The organism is Paenibacillus sp. EKM212P (assembly GCF_011066115.1).
Lineage (GTDB): Bacteria > Bacillota > Bacilli > Paenibacillales > Paenibacillaceae > Paenibacillus > Paenibacillus polymyxa_B.
Genome location: NZ_JAAMNR010000001.1, coordinates 715,914 through 733,230, shown reverse-complemented (window position 1 = coordinate 733,230; position 17,317 = coordinate 715,914). Strand labels below are relative to the sequence as shown.

Annotated in this window: 12 protein-coding genes and 4 pseudogenes; 14 read left to right on the top strand and 2 right to left on the bottom strand. The window is 43.1% G+C overall.

Features of this window, described 5'->3' with window-relative positions:
• Positions 1–28 precede the first annotated feature (28 nt).
• The 13 genes and pseudogenes from G9G54_RS03450 (at position 29) to G9G54_RS03400 (ending at position 13,448) form a co-directional block, all read left to right on the top strand.
• Positions 29–2,809, top strand: coding sequence for a sigma-54-dependent transcriptional regulator (locus G9G54_RS03450; protein ID WP_069291546.1), 2,781 nt, complete (start codon positions 29–31; stop codon positions 2,807–2,809).
• A 200-nt stretch (positions 2,810–3,009) separates the two neighbouring features.
• On the top strand, positions 3,010–3,429 hold the full coding sequence (locus G9G54_RS03445; protein ID WP_013309476.1) for a PTS sugar transporter subunit IIA: 420 nt from the start codon (positions 3,010–3,012) through the stop codon (positions 3,427–3,429).
• Between the two features lies 1 nt (position 3,430).
• On the top strand, positions 3,431–3,913 hold the full coding sequence (locus tag G9G54_RS03440; RefSeq protein WP_160790381.1) for a mannose/fructose/sorbose PTS transporter subunit IIB: 483 nt from the start codon (positions 3,431–3,433) through the stop codon (positions 3,911–3,913).
• 39 nt (positions 3,914–3,952) lie between these two features.
• Positions 3,953–4,723, top strand: coding sequence for a PTS mannose/fructose/sorbose transporter subunit IIC (locus tag G9G54_RS03435; RefSeq protein ID WP_023988666.1), 771 nt, complete (start codon positions 3,953–3,955; stop codon positions 4,721–4,723).
• Positions 4,724–4,751: 28 nt separating this feature from the next.
• Positions 4,752–5,576, top strand: coding sequence for a PTS mannose transporter subunit IID (manZ, locus tag G9G54_RS03430; protein WP_165176079.1), 825 nt, complete (start codon positions 4,752–4,754; stop codon positions 5,574–5,576).
• 203 nt (positions 5,577–5,779) lie between these two features.
• Positions 5,780–5,935, top strand: a pseudogene (locus G9G54_RS25375) (PTS mannose/fructose/sorbose transporter subunit IIC); the annotation flags it as partial.
• A 129-nt stretch (positions 5,936–6,064) separates the two neighbouring features.
• Positions 6,065–6,187, top strand: a pseudogene (locus G9G54_RS03420) (PTS system mannose/fructose/sorbose family transporter subunit IID); the annotation flags it as partial.
• Positions 6,188–6,312: 125 nt separating this feature from the next.
• Positions 6,313–7,359: pseudogene (locus tag G9G54_RS26115) on the top strand (glycoside hydrolase family 32 protein); the annotation flags it as partial.
• Between the two features lie 90 nt (positions 7,360–7,449).
• Positions 7,450–11,220, top strand: coding sequence for a GH32 C-terminal domain-containing protein (locus G9G54_RS25365; RefSeq protein WP_342355955.1), 3,771 nt, complete (start codon positions 7,450–7,452; stop codon positions 11,218–11,220).
• A 172-nt stretch (positions 11,221–11,392) separates the two neighbouring features.
• Positions 11,393–11,554: pseudogene (locus G9G54_RS26195) on the top strand (DeoR family transcriptional regulator); the annotation flags it as partial.
• Between the two features lie 9 nt (positions 11,555–11,563).
• Complete coding sequence (locus G9G54_RS03410; protein WP_235307908.1) at positions 11,564–12,160, top strand: DeoR/GlpR family DNA-binding transcription regulator; 597 nt, start codon at positions 11,564–11,566, stop codon at positions 12,158–12,160.
• 27 nt (positions 12,161–12,187) lie between these two features.
• Positions 12,188–12,991, top strand: a complete 804-nt coding sequence (locus tag G9G54_RS03405; protein ID WP_165176075.1) for a Cof-type HAD-IIB family hydrolase — start codon at positions 12,188–12,190, stop codon at positions 12,989–12,991.
• Between the two features lie 181 nt (positions 12,992–13,172).
• Complete coding sequence (locus tag G9G54_RS03400) at positions 13,173–13,448, top strand: hypothetical protein (RefSeq protein ID WP_202983867.1); 276 nt, start codon at positions 13,173–13,175, stop codon at positions 13,446–13,448.
• 434 nt (positions 13,449–13,882) lie between these two features.
• On the opposite strand, the gene G9G54_RS03395 is transcribed toward G9G54_RS03400, so the two are convergent.
• Together G9G54_RS03395 and G9G54_RS03390 are read right to left on the bottom strand one after the other, a co-directional pair.
• Complete coding sequence (locus G9G54_RS03395) at positions 13,883–14,857, bottom strand: carbohydrate kinase family protein (protein WP_165176073.1); 975 nt, start codon at positions 14,855–14,857, stop codon at positions 13,883–13,885.
• Positions 14,858–14,879: 22 nt separating this feature from the next.
• Positions 14,880–15,914: a LacI family DNA-binding transcriptional regulator gene (locus tag G9G54_RS03390; RefSeq protein WP_165176071.1), complete on the bottom strand. Its 1,035-nt coding sequence runs from the start codon at positions 15,912–15,914 to the stop codon at positions 14,880–14,882.
• Between the two features lie 505 nt (positions 15,915–16,419).
• Here G9G54_RS03390 and G9G54_RS03385 point away from each other — a divergent pair.
• On the top strand, positions 16,420–17,304 hold the full coding sequence (locus G9G54_RS03385) for an ABC transporter permease (RefSeq protein WP_230584986.1): 885 nt from the start codon (positions 16,420–16,422) through the stop codon (positions 17,302–17,304).
• The last annotated feature ends 13 nt before the right edge of the window (positions 17,305–17,317 follow it).

The window sequence follows — 17,317 nt, the reverse complement described above, 5'->3', positions numbered from 1 at the left end:
ATGACTGATTCAGGCTGGAGGAATACAGGTGAAAAGAATAGATAAGATTTTAGAGTATATTGCCGAAAGCACCAAGAAAATTTCCAAAGAGGCTTTATTTGCGGGGGAAGGGATTACGGCTGCGGAAATTGCTGATGATCAAAAGATGTTGAGAAACAATGTGAGCAAAGAGTTGAATAATCTGCTACGTGACGATCTAATCCTTAAAATCAAAGGAAGACCGGTCAGATTTCTGCACAAGCAGATTATCGAGGACACCTTTCGGGTTCGGCTGAAAGAGAAACAAATTGAGGTCAAAAGCATCAAAGAGGTATTGCTGCCTGACGAACAGGTCGATCCGTTCCATGCTTTGATCGGTTTCAGGGGCAGCATGCGTAACCAGGTTGAGCAGGGGAAGGCAGCGATTCTGTATCCTCCTAGAGGTCTGCATACCCTGATAGTCGGGCAGACGGGTGTTGGAAAAACTATGTTTGCCAGGTTGATGTACCATTATGGAAAATATATGAAGCGGTTTTCAGAGCATGCGCCATTTATCGTTTTTAACTGCGCTGATTATTTCAATAACCCCCACTTGTTACTTTCCCACATCTTTGGTCACGTTAAAGGGGCGTTTACAGGCGCTGATCATGAAAAAGCAGGGCTGGTGGAGAAAGCTGACGGAGGCATCCTGTTTTTGGATGAGATTCACCGTTTACCCCCGGAAGGCCAGGAAATGATTTTCTATTTCATGGATACTCACACCTATAACAAATTGGGCGAAACGGATCGAAAAAGAGATGCGAGTGTGTTATTGATTGGAGCTACGACGGAAGATCCCGGATCATCCATGCTGAAAACCTTCATTAGGCGCATACCCATCACGATCAATATCCCTTCCCTTCAGGAACGTGCTATTGAGGAGCAAATGCTGATTTTGAAGTATTTGTTTGCTAACGAGGCCAATAGGGTAAACAAGCCGATTAGGATTGAACCAGAGGTAGTAAGAGCACTGATCGGCAGCGTCACCTACGGCAATATCGGCCAGTTAAAGTCGAACATCCAGCTGGTATGCGCTAAAGGTTTTTTAAACAGCATACATGAAAACAAAGAAGAAATAGGACTTGATTTTAAAAACCTGCCGGGAAATATCCGAGATGGTTTGTTTAATATTGATAAAACGCAATATAAGATGAAGGAAATCGGATGTATTTCCTCGTGCCTATACATTACTCCAGAAGGAAGAAAAGCTTTGGATGAAGAGGTTGTTTCCGAGCTGCCGTTTAACCTTTACAAATTAATTGAAGACAAGATTGGCATGCTGAAGGAAGAAGGGCTCGACGACGCCTACATCCACAGATTTATTGCTACGGATGTCAATATCCATATTAAAAGCTTTTATAACCGTTTTTATAACACCAAGGGGAGCAGGGAACGAATTCTGAAAATTGTGGACAAAGACATCCTTGAATTCTCCGAGCAGATTAAGGAAATGGCCAAAAAGGAACTAAACCGAATTTACAGCGAGAGATTCGTGTATGCTTTCAGTCTTCATTTAAGCGCCTTTTTCAAGCGCACCAGAGAGAGAAAATACGGTGATGCACGAATCTATGAACCGATGAATGAACATGATGAAGAGTACAGACTGGCCCAGACTATCAAAAGTTTGATCGAGTCTAAGTTTGGTGTACATGTACCGGAGGCCGAAATAACTTATATGGCGATTCTTCTGAAATCTGTTGAGGAAGAACGACAGGGTAGTGTGGGAATTATTGTGGCAGCACACGGTACCAGTACAGCGAGCAGCATCGTCGGCGTCGTAGACAGCTTGCTGGGCAGTTCTAATCTTTGTGCTGTTGATATGCCCCTCGATGTCAGTCCTAGGGAAATTTTGGAGCTTATTATCGATAAAGTAAAGAGCATTGACCGTGGTAGAGGCGTGTTGCTGCTGGTTGATATGGGCTCTTTGCTCAATCTTGAAGAAACTATTATGGAACGTGTTGGAATCAATGTAAAGACTATTGATATGGTTTCAACTCCGCTCACGCTGGAGGCTGTCCGAAAGGCCAGTGTTTTTGACATGGGGATAGAGGAAATATACCAATCGCTAAAAGATTTCAGGGGATATAACAATAGCAGCGCCGCAGTGAAAGTAGTCCATAAGGCAATTGTGACGGTTTGCTCCTCCGGCAAAGGTGCAGCGGTTAAATTGAAAGAGTTTGTAGAGAAAGTTGTCTGCGATTTGACGGATGAGGAGATACTGGTTGTCCCGGCAAACGTAAGAGAGTTGGATAAAGTGGTCCAAGATATGCGGTCTAAGCGAACAATTCTTGCCGTGATTGGAGTAAAACGGCCAAGCGAGCCGGAAATCCCGTTTATTCCCTTGGAAAAGCTGATTGAAGCGAGCGGTGAGCAGACATTGAGAGAGCTACTGCTGAATAACAAGCAGATCCCTGCTGTGGATCAAAGTGTAGTCGTCAGGGAGTTATGCGAGGAAAGTCTGAAAGAATTTATGACGTATTTGAATCCCCACAAAATTCTGGGAATGGTGATGAGATTTGTGCAAGAGCTGGAACTTGGATTAGAAGTCAAATTTGATTATGCAACAAAAGTCCAAATTTCTACTCACACAGCTTATGCGCTGGAACGTATGGTTATTCGCGATGGACTTGTTTATCAGGGGGAAGTGAAACAGCTCGACCAGCACATATTCGAGGTGGTAAACCGTTCATGCAGCATATTTGTTTCTGGTATGAATCTTATACTTTCTGAAGACGAAAAATATTATATTTGCGAAATGTTGAGCGAAGTATATAACTTTATTCCACAGTAATGGCCAAAGAGTATAAAACGCTTTCATATGTGTATGAAAGCAGTGGAGATTGATAAATAATGATCTGTTCAGACTGGAAAAAAACCTCCGACGCAACGGGGGTTTTTTTGTTGTTTACAAAATTTTCTCTGATCTATACAGAAGTTTGGCACAGAACTTGCATCATAGATATGTGGAGAGAAACAAAGGGGGTGAGACAGATGATCGGTGTAATTGTTGGGACACACGGGAAATTTTCTGAAGAAATACTGAGGTCAACAGAAATGGTTTTCGGCCAATTGGATAATGTGGCAGGTGTTACGTTTGAACCAGGTGAAAGTGTCAGCGGACTTGTAGAGAAATATAAGGCTGCGTTGGCATCGCTGGATTGGACGGACGGTGTTATCTTCCTTGTTGATCTATTCGGCGGCAGTCCTTATAATGCTGCCAGCCGAATTGCAGTTAACCATGAAAAAATGGATATTGTGACAGGAGTAAACCTGCCAATGATCGTTGACCTTCTTGCAAACAGAGGAATTGAACAAGTGGAGAATTTGGTAAATTTAGCGATCCATGCAGGGCACGATTCCATGATGTCTTTTCGTGCCATTCGAAACAGTCAATTAGAGGAGGAATTATAGAATGGAAATTGCATTAGTTCGTATTGATGACCGTCTGATTCACGGTCAGGTGGCGACCGTTTGGGTGAAAGAAGCGAAGTGCAACAAGATTATCGCCGTTAGCGATGAAGTCGCAGCGGATACATTACGCAAAACCTTATTGCTTCAGGTGTCGCCGCCTGGAATCAAGGCGTATGTCGTAACGATTAACAAAGCGATAGAGGCTTATAATAACCCCAAATACAGTGATTTTAAAACATTGTTTCTCTTTACCAACCCTACGGATGTACTGCGGGTTGTGGAAGGGGGAGTACCCATCCGCTCGGTGAATGTTGGAGGAATGTGTTTTAAGGAAGGAAAGACACAGATTACCGGGGCGGTATCCGTAAACCAACAGGATGTAGATGCATTTCGTAAGCTGCATGAAAAAGGCATTGAGCTGGAAATCAGAAAAGTAGCCAGTGATCCGAAAATCAACTTGATTACCAAACTGCAGGATATGTGATCGTAAATACCAGGCGGCAACTAGAGAGGAGTTATAGAAATGACTGTTTTTCAAATTGTGATGGTAACACTGGTAGCGGCCATATGTGGCATGGGTAGCGTTCTGGATGAAGGGCAAACCCATCGTCCTCTGATTGCGTGTACGTTGATTGGCCTTGTCCTCGGCGATCTCAAAACTGGCATTATACTTGGCGGTACTCTGGAATTAATGGCTTTGGGATGGATGAATGTAGGAGCATCCATGGCACCAGACGCTGCTCTAGCCAGCGTGGTTTCAACCATTTTGGTCATCGTCGGCCATCAATCGATCGGCGCCGGAATTGCCGTTGCGATTCCAATTGCAGCCGCCGGACAAGTGCTTACCATTTTTGTCAGGACAATTACTGTCTTCTTCCAGCATTTAGCCGATAAGTATGCGGAATCTGCAAATTTCAAAGGAATTGAGCTATGTCACTTTATTGCCTTACTTTTGCAAGGTCTGCGCGTTGCTTTGCCCGCTGTTTTGGTGGCAGTTGCCGCAGAAACGGGCCTGGTGACTGCTATGCTTAACGCAATTCCGGAGGTTATCACCAGAGGACTACAAATTGCGGGCGGCTTTATCGTCGTCGTAGGGTATGCGATGGTCATTAATATGATGGCAGCCAAATACCTGATGCCATTCTTCTTTCTGGGCTTTGTCATTGCAGCTTTTACCAGCATTAATCTGGTTGGTTTTGGGGTCATTGGCGCGGTTCTGGCTCTGCTTTACATCCAGCTGAGCCCAAAATACAACCAGCGTAATGAGAAGATGGAAGAAATCGAAGAGTTATAGTAACTACCTGAAGGGAGAGGAGAGCACTATGAAAGAAAAGAAGCTGACTAAAAGTGATTTAAATAAGATGTTTGTCCGTTCATGCTTCCTGTTAGGCTCGTTCAATTTTGAGCGAATGCAGTCGATCGGTTTCTGTGTCACCTTGATCCCTGCGATTAAGCGGCTGTACAGCAAGAAAGAAGATCAAAAAGAGGCATTGAAAAGACATCTGGAATTTTTCAACACTCAACCGTTTATCTCGGCGCCTATTATGGGTGTAACGGCTGCGATGGAAGAGCAGAAAGCGAGCGGCCAGCCGATTGACAATGCCACCATAAGTGGAGTCAAAGTCGGTTTAATGGGACCTCTGGCGGGAGTGGGTGACCCCATTTACTGGGGGACTTTACGCCCGGTTCTGGCTGCTCTCGGAGCCTCAATCGCCTTATCCGGCAGTCTTGTCGGACCGGTTCTTTTCTTCCTTCTCTTTAACACTGCACGCTTGGCAACGAAATGGTACGGTCTGAAATACGGTTATCACAAAGGTACGGAGATTGTCTCCGATATGTCGGGAAACCGGTTGCAAAAACTCACGGAGTCAGCCTCCATACTGGGGCTTTTCGTTATGGGTGCACTTGTTTCCAAATGGACCACCCTGAATGTGCCGCTGGTGGTATCAAGTTATGTGGGAACGGATGGAAAAGAGGTTATTACGACCGTTCAGATGATTTTGGATCAATTGATGCCTGGACTTTTACCACTATTATTGACCTTTTTATGTATGAGGCTACTGAAAAAGAAAGTGAACGCAATCGCTCTGATTTTTGCTTTATTCGCAGTAGGCATCATTGGGTACGCATTTGGTGTTTTGGCTTAAAACGTGCGGTCAGGGAGTCATCCTTGGCCGGACTTTGTCGGATTTTGTGACCAAAGCAGCGTAAATATAAGATATTGAGCTATAGAGTTAAATATAAACGCTTTGTCAAGAACATTACTTGGAGTTCAAAATATTAAAAGAGGATTTGAAAGATGGTGAAGAGGAAGTTAAGTATGCTGCTTATTTGCAGTGGGCTATAACATCCCTTCTTCTTCCTGGGATTTGTCATTGCCGCTTTCACGAACATCAATCTAGTTGGTTTTGGGATCGTAGGAACTGTGCTGGCTCTGCTATACATCCAGCTCAGTTCGAAATACAATCTGCGGAACGATAAAACGGCGGAAATTGAAGAGCTATAAGAAAATATTTTATGAAAGAAGGAGAGTACATATGGAAGAAAAGAAGATGACCAAAAACGACTTAAACAAAATATTTGTACGTTCTTGGTTCCTTAATTCCGACGATTAAGCGGCTGTACAGTAAGGTTACTACCGTTCTTACTGACCTTTCTTTGCATGAGACTGCTTAAAAAGAAAGTGAACGCCATGGCTCTCATTTTTGCGCTATTCGCAATTGGTATTATTGGATACGCTCTCGGTGTCTTGGCTTGAATAATTCTTAAAACTATTTGGTCAAGGAGTTATCCATCACCGGGGATAGGCTTTCATTATAAGGCGTTTTGAACTGATTTATAAAATTAGTTATAAAGGGAGTGAACAAGATGAGGATTAAAAATATGAATCGGATTTGTTCTTTAGCACTTAGTATCATCTTATTATTATCTTTAACTTCATTCACGAAAGCGTTTGCATCAGATCCAGGATATTATCAGGAAACGTACCGCAATCAATTTCATTTTTCTCCCGAGGCCAACTGGTTGAACGATCCCAATGGAATGGTTTATTACAAGGGTGAATATCATTTATTTTACCAAAATTATCCATATGGAACGACATGGGGACCGATGCATTGGGGGCATGCAGTGAGTAGAGACCTTGTTCATTGGGAACATCTACCTGTTGCACTTTCTCCTGATATCCACGGACAGATTTTTTCCGGAAGCACTGTAATCGACTGGGGAAATACAGCCGGCTTTGGAAAGGAAGCAATGGTAGCCATCTTTACCCATGCAGGTGATAAGGGGCAGGTTCAAAGCATTGCTTACAGCTTGGATAAAGGGAGAACATGGAAAAAGTATGAAGGGAATCCGGTAATGCCTGAACCTCCCGCCGCCGATTGGCGCGATCCCAAAGTATTTTGGCATGAACAATCCAATCAGTGGGTGATGTCGTTAGTTGCTAACAATAAGGTGATGTTCTATACTTCTCCCAATTTAAAAAATTGGACTTATGCCAGTGAATTTGGTCCAGATGGTGGAATACAGGCCAATAGTCTGGATTCCACTTCTTACGCGATTTCCTCACAAGAAGGTGGATCATTCAACTATGAGGGCGACATTACCCTTAATGCAAAAAATGGCCGGGAAGGATCAGGAGGACTGGTTTTTCGTTCTGATAAGCGTGCGGCCAACGGCTATGTAGTCAATCTAGATGCCAAAAATGATCGCGTAACTTTAACCAAAAATAGGAATGGAGAAAGCATTGAACTTGGGGTCAGTTCTTTGCGCTTGGATACTTCATCTACCTATCATTTACAAATTGTAACGGATAGACATCACATTCAGGTTTTTGTAAACAACCAATCGGTTATCGAACAAACGGATGATGAATTTGTATACGGCTACTATGGGTTAACCGCATGGAATTCAACAGCCTCTTTTCGAAATGTGAAATTCAATAATACATCAAACTTTGTGACCAATTTGTCAAAATGGACTACTGTAAGCGGTTCCTGGGAAGACACCGTGAAAGGAATGACCGGGACTTCCGTGGTGAATTCATATGTAATGAGCGGGCAAGCCGGGGAAAACTTTCGATATCAGGCGAACATTGAATTATCGGATGGTGGAGATGAAATCGGCTCACTTGTTTTTCGGGCAGATGCCGAGGTGAGAAATGGATATATGGCGAGCCTCGACGCTCACAACGATAAAATAAAATTGATGAAGCTTGAGGACGGGAAGCAATCAGTCCTAGCCGAGGCCACTGTATCTCTCGCTACGTATACGGATTACCCTTTAGAGGTGAGGACCTATGGAGAGAATATAAAAGTATATTTAGATGGTAAACTTACTCAGGATGTAAATGATTCTACCTTTTCCTCCGGCGTTTTCGGCTTGCATTTGGCGAATTCCTCTGTGCTCTTCCAGAATGTTCAGTTGGGCAAAAATATCATCACAGAGGAGAATGAAATACTTAACCATGATTTTGAAACAGGGGATCTGACTGGGTGGACCAGTGTACAAGGGGAAGCATTTACTAATGACCATGTAACAGATCGAAAGGATTGGTGGGGTGGAACTTTCGACCAGCAAGGCAAGTATCATCTATGGGGGTTTTCCGATAGTCACAAGGGGGATGATGCTACTGGAGAACTGCATTCATCCTATTTCAAACTGGGTGGCTCCGGAGAGATTAACCTGATGATGGGCGGAGGCAAAGACGTCAGCAACCGTTATTTATCATTAGTCAGAGCTTCTGACGATCAGGAATTGCTTCGTCAAACAAATACGAAATCCGAAAAGGAAACGTATAGCAGATACGTATGGGATGCTTCCAATTATATTGGTGAAGTGCTATATATCAAAGCTGTAGACAATGCAACGGGACGTTGGGGGCATATCAACCTGGATGATATCAATGTTTATAATGACAAACCAATTCCGGAAGACGTTGACCAGGTTGCACAAGATCCGGAAAAAGGCAATTTGCCACAAAGTGGCCTCATAACGGATTGGTCTGCCGTCTCAGGTTCGTGGATACCTTCTACAAACGGAAGTATAGGTGGCGTATGGGAATGTCCTGCATTAATTGAATTGCCTATTGATGGCGACCCTTCAAAAAAGAAATGGGTTCTGCAGGTAAGTATAAATCCGGGAGGACCTGCAGGCGGATCCGGAATGCAATATTTTGTAGGAAGCTTTGATGGGAAAACCTTCACCAATGAGAATTCTTCCGACCAAATATTATGGTCCGATTATGGAGCTGATTATTATGCCGCTGTGGAGTGGAGCGGAATTGAAGGGGAGAAGGGCGAGAAATACTGGCTTGGCTGGATGAGTAACTGGACTTATGCTCAAGATACACCTACTTCAACATGGAGAAGTTCCATGTCACTGCCGCGAATGATGGAACTGACCCAGACAGAGGAAGGATTACGGTTAAAACAAACACCAATTTCTCTGGCCGGCATTCGTGCTGAAACAAAGGGAATTTCATATATAAATGAAAAGATTAAGGGAGAAAGCGACCTCCTATCCAACTTTTCTGACGATACATTTGAAATGATTGCAGAGTTTGATCTTTCCAACACCGAAGCAACTGAGTTTGGTTTTAAGGTTCGTAAAGGAACTGAGGAATATACAACGGTCGGGTATGATGTCTACAATGAAAAGCTGTTCGTTGACCGTACGAATTCCGGGAATTATGATTTCGGACCTGATATCACAAATAAACATGAGGGCCCGCTGAAGGCTTTAAACGGTACGGTGAAAATGCATATTTTTGTTGACCGGTCGGCGCTGGAGGTGTTCGGGAATAATGGAGAAACAGTGATAACTGACCAAATATTCCCTCATCCTTCGAGTAAAGGAATGCAAATCTACAGTAAGGGCGGGGATGTGGAATTAAAGTCTTTGAAAATATTTCCGTTAAAAAGTGTCTGGAAAGCGCCCCCATCTAGTGTCTCCGTACTGTCAGATTGGACGACGATCAGCGGCAAATGGGCGGATACTATCAATGGAAAACAGGGGCAGGGCGTAGGGGATGCGTTTATTCTGGCAAGTAATTTCGGTGAGAACTTTATATATGAAGCGGACATTAAAGTGCCGGATACAGATTCGCATCCCGATGATCCTGAAAAAGATAACATAGAAAACCCCATCGGCGCAGGTGCCTTGGTCTTTCGTTCAGACCCTACGGCAAAAAATGCGTATGCAATTAATCTGGATGTAAGGAATAATGTAGTTAAGTTGATGAAATTTGTTAAAGGGACCAGTAGTGATCTTGCCATCTACAATAATGACGCGAAGCTGAAACTACGGACAAATCAGGATTATCACCTCAAAATTGTAGCTGTCGGGGATACCATAAAGGCTTATTTGGACGGACAACTGGTGATTGATACCAAAGACCAAAGTTACACACGAGGATACTTTGGGTTAAATGTAAGGGATACAACAGCATTCTTTAATAGTGTTCGAATAATATCAAGTTCCAATTCCGGCCATTCCGGTGGCAATTCTCAGAACAACAAGGGTAGCGACAGTCAGGCGGTAAAGCTGCCAGTCAAGGCATCTATTCCGGCTTCCGCCACTTCAGGAATACTGGAGTATGCTCCGGGTATTACACAAAAGGCTGATGGCAGGAAAGAAGCCGCAGTGGTCGTGGATGATCTTACTTTGCTTAAAGCTTTGCCGGTAAGAAAAGGTTCTGCACTAACTTTGCATGTGAAAGCTGCTGGGGCTGACGTGGTTATCGTTGAGCTGACCAGCATGGCCAATAAGCTTTGGAGCGAGCATCGAACTCTGGATCTTCAGTTAATTACAGAACTGGGGACGTACACCCTTCCAGCCAGCAGGGTGAATAGAAATACCTCACCTTCCAATAGCGTGCCAGGGCTGCGAATTACGTTATCCAAGGCAACAATGCAGCAAAATGCGGCTATTCAAGAAGCGGCTGTAAAAGCGGGCGCAACCGTGGAAACGACTCCTATAGACTTCAAGGCTGAAGCAGTAACAGGCAGTACAACAACCGCTCTTGATTTCGGTGATACCTATGTGAGCCGGACACTTCCGCTTTCATCAGCGATGGACCCAAATCGTTCCACCGCAGTTTGCTACGACGAAGCCAGAAGGAAACTTATCTTTGTACCGAGCATTTTTCGGGCTGGGGATGATGGAGCCTCCGTTGAAATAAAGCATAATTCCAATGGTGTATATACCGTTGTCAACAGCAGCCCAACCTTCGGTGATTTACCAGCTGGGTACTGGGGCAAAGCCGACATAGAGCTGCTTGCCGCAAAAGGAATTGTTGTCGGTTCGATAAAAGGAATATTTGAGCCATCCAGGCCTGTTACCCGCGCCGAATTTGCCGCTATGCTTGTTCATGCACTTGGGCTTAAAGAACGGGCGACTCCAGCCTTTAGGGATGTAGTCAAGGGTTCATGGTACAGCGGATATCTCAGCGCAGCCTATTCAGCTGGGCTGGTCAAAGGTTATGAAGACGGTGCTTTTCGTCCTGAATCGGGAATTAGCCGCCAGGAGATGGCTCTACTTGTCCATCAAGCATTACAATATACCGGGTATGTCTCAGTCAACAGCAAAAACGGGCAATCGCTAGATGGATATGCCGACCGCTCGTCTATCGCGGTTTGGGCGCAAAATGCAGTAGCTGCTGTTACAGCTCAGGGCATCGCACAAGGTATGGACACTGGACACTATGAGCCACATGCAACAACTACCCGCGCCGAGGCGGCAGTTATGATAAAACGTTTGCTTCAAAAGATTGAATTTATCAATAAATAGGCAAAATGAATAAAGTCCCCGGACTCTTAATGCAATATGCATGCGGACCGGGGACTTGCTATGTGAAATACACAATATAAGCAATTTGCTTATCTTTATAAAAATACTTAAAAACACTTAACAAAAAGCGTCTAATCGCTTATAGTGAATATAGGGATAGGGGGGGCTTTATATTTACCAAGAGGAACGACTTTTAAAAATTTTGGAGTATCTCCAAAGCCGTAACCAATTATCAAATTCGGAAATTTGTAATTTATTGAACATCTCGAGAGATACGGCAAGAAGGGATATTATTAAGCTTGTTCACGAAGGGGGGGTTATCAGAACCCATGGAGGTATTGCCTTGCCCTTATTAAAAGAAGAAATAAGAGCCTACAAGGAACGTGTAACTTCAGCAACAAAGCAAAAGATGCTCATTGCAAAAGCAGCTTCCGCGCACATCGCTGACGGAGATGTTTGTTTCATGGATGTATCGACTACCATTCAACTGCTCTGTGGGCAATTGGACAAGAATCTCACGGTTTATACACACTCGTTGGATAATGCAGAAGCTTTATCAGCAAAAAGTGAAATTAACATAAACTTGCTCGGGGGCAAATTTAATCATGAAAACCGTTTTTTTTATGACCACTACACGGCTATGCAGTTGAACGATGTTTTTTTTGACAAAGCTTTTTTAGGAGCTGCCGCCATCATGGAAGACGGAGTGTATTTTGCAAACCGTGATGATGCTTTAGTTAAAAAGCTGGTATCGGGACGTGCCAGAGAAGTATTTTTACTTGCTGATTACAAAAAATTTAATTTAACAAGCCCGTTTAAAGGCCTGAATTTTTCCGAAATTGATATTCTAATTACAAATCAGGATGCACCGGAGCACTCATTGCTGATGTTGCAGGATAGCGGAGTAGAAATTATCAAGGCGCTTGAGGAAGAATCGTGATAAATAATCGCAAGGGAGCCATCGGCCATGATACAAGCAATCTTTAGCGATATTGACGGGACGTTGTTAAATTCAAAACATCAAATTACGTCCGACACCAAAAATACAATCCAAAAAGTTGTGGGAAGAAATATCCCTTTTGTACTTGTTTCAGCGAGAATGCCAAGCGGCATTTTTCCTCTTCAGCAAGAGCTCAATATTCACGCTCCCGTCATTTGTTATAGCGGTGCTCTAATATTGGGCGGCAACAGGGAAATCCTTCATAGCATCTGTTTATCGAAAAAGAGCATTAAACGAATATACGATATTGTAATGGATCATTATCCTTCTATCAGTTTTAACTTGTATGGACATGACCAGTGGATCGTTGGCAACATTCAAAATCCTTGGGTAATTCAGGAAGCGGAAATTATTAATGGCTCCCCCATACAGAGGTTACTCCCCTCATATATAGAAGAAGATCATGATATTCACAAAATTTTATGCATGGGAGATCCCGAAGACATTGAGCGGCTTGTACAACAAATCAATAAAGAAGTTACTGGTATCAGTGTTTATAAATCCAAGGGAACTTATCTGGAAATTATGGATGAGATGGTGTCCAAATCGTATGCCATTCAGGAGCTCGAGGGGATATTTAATATTACTTATCGTGAATCGATGGCCATTGGAGACAACTATAATGACATGGATATGATTTTGTACGCAGGCCTTGGGATTGCAATGGGAAATGCGCCGGAGGAAGTTAAGAAAATTGCCGACAGGGTCACATCGAGCAATGATGAAGACGGTTTGAAAATAGGCTTGGAGGAATACATTTTGTCCGTTTGAAATGATCCAGTGACATTGGATATCCAAACACCAAAAGACGGTAGGCATTGGAAATAGAAGAGAGGGGTTAACTAGTTACTTATTTCGAATAGCAGGAGGCAACCTGACAACAGAGTATTGTTTCTTGGATTTGATGCCCCAAAATCAAGCATATATATGTCTATTAGGAAACTTATTAGGTATGAGTGAGGATGAAAACCTTTTTCATACTTATTATTCTGCTGTAGAATCAGTTATAGAAAAAGCTAGCGTTCAGATCCTAGCGTCTTATTTAACTTCAGATACAAAATGGGGCTTGTTTAATGGATTTTCTTCTAGACCTATGATGCCTATCACAGCTAAAATGCTATTTTCCAAAGAAGTGCTAAAAGAGGATGCACGCCTCATCCAACAACTAAAAGTATCGAAGGATGATATCAGGATACTAAAACTCTATAATATGATGGCAGTAACTTAACAATGTTTTGTTTTAATTAGGTTAATTAGGCAAGCGCTTTCTCGTTCTGTCCACTGTCATTGTTTACAATGCCTGAATAGTTGATCGAATTATCATTTTAGTCATAGATGTATCATCAGGATCATTTATTGCATTAGCAATAGCTTTGCAATCCGATCAGGATAAATGCTAAGTCTGCAATATGAATTATAATGGTTTATGAGAATATCTGAGTTAATTAAAGATGAAAAGTTTTTGGCAATCGAAAAAAATCCTGGCCTGCCTTATATAAAAGAAAACGACTACGTAGGATAAGTACTCGTTTTCTTTTGATTAAACTCCCTCGATATGATTTAGTTTCCTCACTTCTCCTTCCAAAGAATAACTAAAAAGGTGTCCAGCGACCTTAGAGATTGTCGGACACCTTTTGCTGTTCTTACGCTTTATTCCTTGATTCAACCTTGCGCTACGAAACGATTAACTTCTTCCAACGACGGCAAGGCTGCAATCGCTCCAACTTTAGTGCACACGATGGCGCCAACTTGATTGGCAAGTGTCACAAATTCCTGCTGCTGCTTCGCGTTGGAGGTAAATGCCTTAGGCTGACTCAGCTGGCTGATTTGATACAGCATTGCTCCGACGAAGGCATCGCCGGCACCAGTAGAGTCGATCGATTTGACAGTGATACTGCCGATTAATGAACGGGAGGCACCACTTGAGATGAGGGTTCCTTCTTTCCCCAAGGTAACCGCCACCGTCTTGGCTCCCAACCCATGCAAAAGATCCAATGAAGCATCGCGGTCAGCCAGCCCTGTAATGATGTTTAATTCCTCTTCGCTTACCTTTACCAAATCCGCATTGTGTATTCCTCTTCTGGATAGTGTGATAAATTCCTCCTGCCTGTCTTTCCAGAGGTCCCCCCGGTAATTGGGATCAAAGGAGGTGAATTGCCCGTTTGCCTTCGCTCCATCCAATAAAGACAAATACGCTTCTCGGAAAGGATCGGCGAGCAAGGCCGTTGCCGAGCCAAAATGCAGAATGGCAGCCTGTCGGGTCCATTCTCTATCAATGTCCTGCAGAGACAGTTGACGGTCAGCTCCCCGGTTGAACACGAAATCCCGTTCGCCGTTAGCGGCAAGGGAAACAAAGGCCAGTGTAGTCGGCGTTGACGGATCAAAAAGGAGCATGGACGTATCCACATGCTGCTCATCCAACGTTTGCTTCAGGTACATGCCAAAGGGATCAGCCCCGACTTTCCCCAAGAATGACGCTTTTCCTCCGAGCTTGGCTACGGCTGCGCTTACATTTGCCGGAGCGCCGCCGGCCTGCTTGGAGAAATGCTGACCCTTGGCAAGATTAACATCAATATCCGTGCAGAAAAAATCAATGAGCAACTCGCCCACACAAAGAACCGTTCTGTCATTTTTCACTTTGATTCACCTCTTGGTAGATTTAGTTTAGAACAGGGGTCGAGTCCCGGTATACGATATCCGTTGCAACATGAGTCACTCGGTATGGCATGGTATTGTCTTTGATTCTGGACAATAACATTTCGGCTGAAATAATCCCCATCTGACTACTGTAAATATGCACGGTTGTAAGATGAGGCTCGACAACCCGGGATTCCAAAGCATCATCGAACCCGCAGACAGCAATATCTTCCGGGACTCTAATCCCTTTGTTTTTCAAAGATTTGATCACGCTGATGGCAATGAAATCATTGGCACAAATAAAGACGGAGGGACATTCCCTCAGGGCATCCAACTGCTGTTCCATCCAGTTCTCCTCTAGAACGAAGTTGCGGTCAGGCGCTACAATGCTATGGGCAGGATCTACGGCGATTCCTGCTTCTGCTAAGGCCTTATTAAATCCGGTCCAGCGTTCATTAAAACTTTTGCAGTGATTGTAATCGCCTACAAAACCGAAGCTTTCATAGCCATAATCGATTAATTTCCGGGTAACACAGTATGTGCTGTGTTCATTTTCCATTAATACTAGATCCGCCTTCAATTCTGGATACATCATATCCGCAGCGCAATCAATAAAAATGGTTGGGATGCCAAGATCTGTGATCAGCTTGCTGTATTCCTTGCTGAACATTTCGATGCAGAAGATGCCAGCCACATTCGAAGGTTCAAAATTGCCGGGTAGGGTCATCGAATTGATATCATTCTCACGGACAAAATAAATAGATAAAGTATAGCCCTGTTTGCTGATTTCCTTCTCCAGTCCGCTAATCAACAATGATCCAAAGTGTGAGCTATTAGGAAGATTACAGGTCAAAAGTGCGATATTGCCTTGTTTTTCAGAAGCTGTTTCCATATAAGAAAATTGTTTGTATTTAAGCTCCATTGCTTTTTTGACCACCTTGTCCCTAGTAACGGCGGGAATACTCTCCACTCCATTAAGCGCCTTGGAGGCAGTGTTTCTGGAAATCCCCAAGGCATCAGCGATATCTTGTATCGTAACCTTTGACTTTCTCGTCATATTGTTCACCTTATTCTCCGAATTAAGATTCTTCATATTTCTAAATATATAGTATTTTCATGTTTTTAACAATCTATTTATTCAAATGAACAATATAAGTTTACGTTTGTTTATTTATATTGTGTATTTTTGATAGATTTTTGCTAAAAACATTATAATTATCTTGAAATACGCTTTTTGAATGAATTTTTCACCCGAAATATATTGACTAATTAAATGTACATCTGCTAAATTGTAAGAGTGAAAATGTTCAAATGTAAATTGTAAGCCCATTCATTTTGGGAATGTGTAAAATTCTCGTTCTGTTGGAGGTGTGGATATTACAAGCAAGTATTTGAAAAACATCTTGGTTAATTATGTCAGAGAGATGACATAACATGGCTTATATTTTGTGTCGTATAACAAGCCGTGAACAGTAGGAGGGAAAATATTGGCAAATTCGATCGTTCAAAAAAGGGGACTAAAGGCTTCAGAAACAAAAAAAAGAAACCATTGGTTAAGCTATATGCTTCGAAATTATATATTGTATTTGTTTCTGCTTCCGTCCATAATTCTTACCGTCATTTTCAAGTATGTTCCCATGTACGGCTCGATCATTGCGTTTAAAAATTTCAGCCCAAGAAAAGGCATCCTCGGCAGCGAATGGGTTGGATTTGAACATTTTCAGCGGTTTCTTTCATCACCAAATTTTTATGACATTTTAATGAATACGCTTAAATTAAGCGCTTACGGTCTTATTCTCGGCTTCCCAGTACCAATCATTCTGGCCTTAATGTTAAATCTGGTCAGAGGAGCGAAGTTCAAGAAGAATATTCAGCTTATTGTATACGCACCTAACTTCATCTCGGTTGTTGTTGTTGCCGGTATGCTGTTTGTTTTTCTATCGCCAGCTGGAATAGTGAACGCTTTGGTAACAACCTTCACCGGCAAGCCGATTGCTTTTATGACTGATCCTGCCTATTTCCGAACGGTATATATTTTGTCCGGTATATGGCAAACAGCGGGCTGGTCCTCTATCATTTATGTGGCCACCTTAGCCAATGTGGACCCGCAGTTGCATGACGCTGCAACAATTGATGGCGCTTCATTGATGAAGAGAATCTTCCACATTGATCTGCCAGCTCTTAAACCCGTCATGGCCGTCCTGTTCATTCTCGCTGCAGGAGGTATTATGTCGATCGGCTATGAAAAGGCTTACCTGATGCAGACGGCTCTGAACACACCAACCTCGGAAATCATCGCGACTTACGTATACAAGGTGGGGTTGCAATCCGGCGATTATGCTTATTCTACGGCAATCGGGTTGTTCAATTCCGTAATTAATGTATTCCTGTTGATTTTCGTAAATACCGTCGTCAAGAAGCTGAACGAAGGAGAAGGGCTGTATTAAAGAAGGAGGTATT

What these genes read in the sequence shown, in the direction of transcription:
- G9G54_RS25365 (WP_342355955.1), top strand. Translation starts at nt 7,450, where the DNA reads ATGACCGGGACTTCCGTGGTGAATTCATATGTAATGAGCGGGCAAGCC.
- G9G54_RS03390 (WP_165176071.1), bottom strand. Translation starts at nt 15,914, where the DNA reads ATGACGAGAAAGTCAAAGGTTACGATACAAGATATCGCTGATGCCTTG.
- manZ (WP_165176079.1), top strand. Translation starts at nt 4,752, where the DNA reads ATGAAAGAAAAGAAGCTGACTAAAAGTGATTTAAATAAGATGTTTGTC.
- G9G54_RS03405 (WP_165176075.1), top strand. Translation starts at nt 12,188, where the DNA reads ATGATACAAGCAATCTTTAGCGATATTGACGGGACGTTGTTAAATTCA.
- G9G54_RS03400 (WP_202983867.1), top strand. Translation starts at nt 13,173, where the DNA reads ATGAGTGAGGATGAAAACCTTTTTCATACTTATTATTCTGCTGTAGAA.
- G9G54_RS03385 (WP_230584986.1), top strand. Translation starts at nt 16,420, where the DNA reads ATGCTTCGAAATTATATATTGTATTTGTTTCTGCTTCCGTCCATAATT.
- G9G54_RS03445 (WP_013309476.1), top strand. Translation starts at nt 3,010, where the DNA reads ATGATCGGTGTAATTGTTGGGACACACGGGAAATTTTCTGAAGAAATA.
- G9G54_RS03440 (WP_160790381.1), top strand. Translation starts at nt 3,431, where the DNA reads ATGGAAATTGCATTAGTTCGTATTGATGACCGTCTGATTCACGGTCAG.
- G9G54_RS03435 (WP_023988666.1), top strand. Translation starts at nt 3,953, where the DNA reads ATGACTGTTTTTCAAATTGTGATGGTAACACTGGTAGCGGCCATATGT.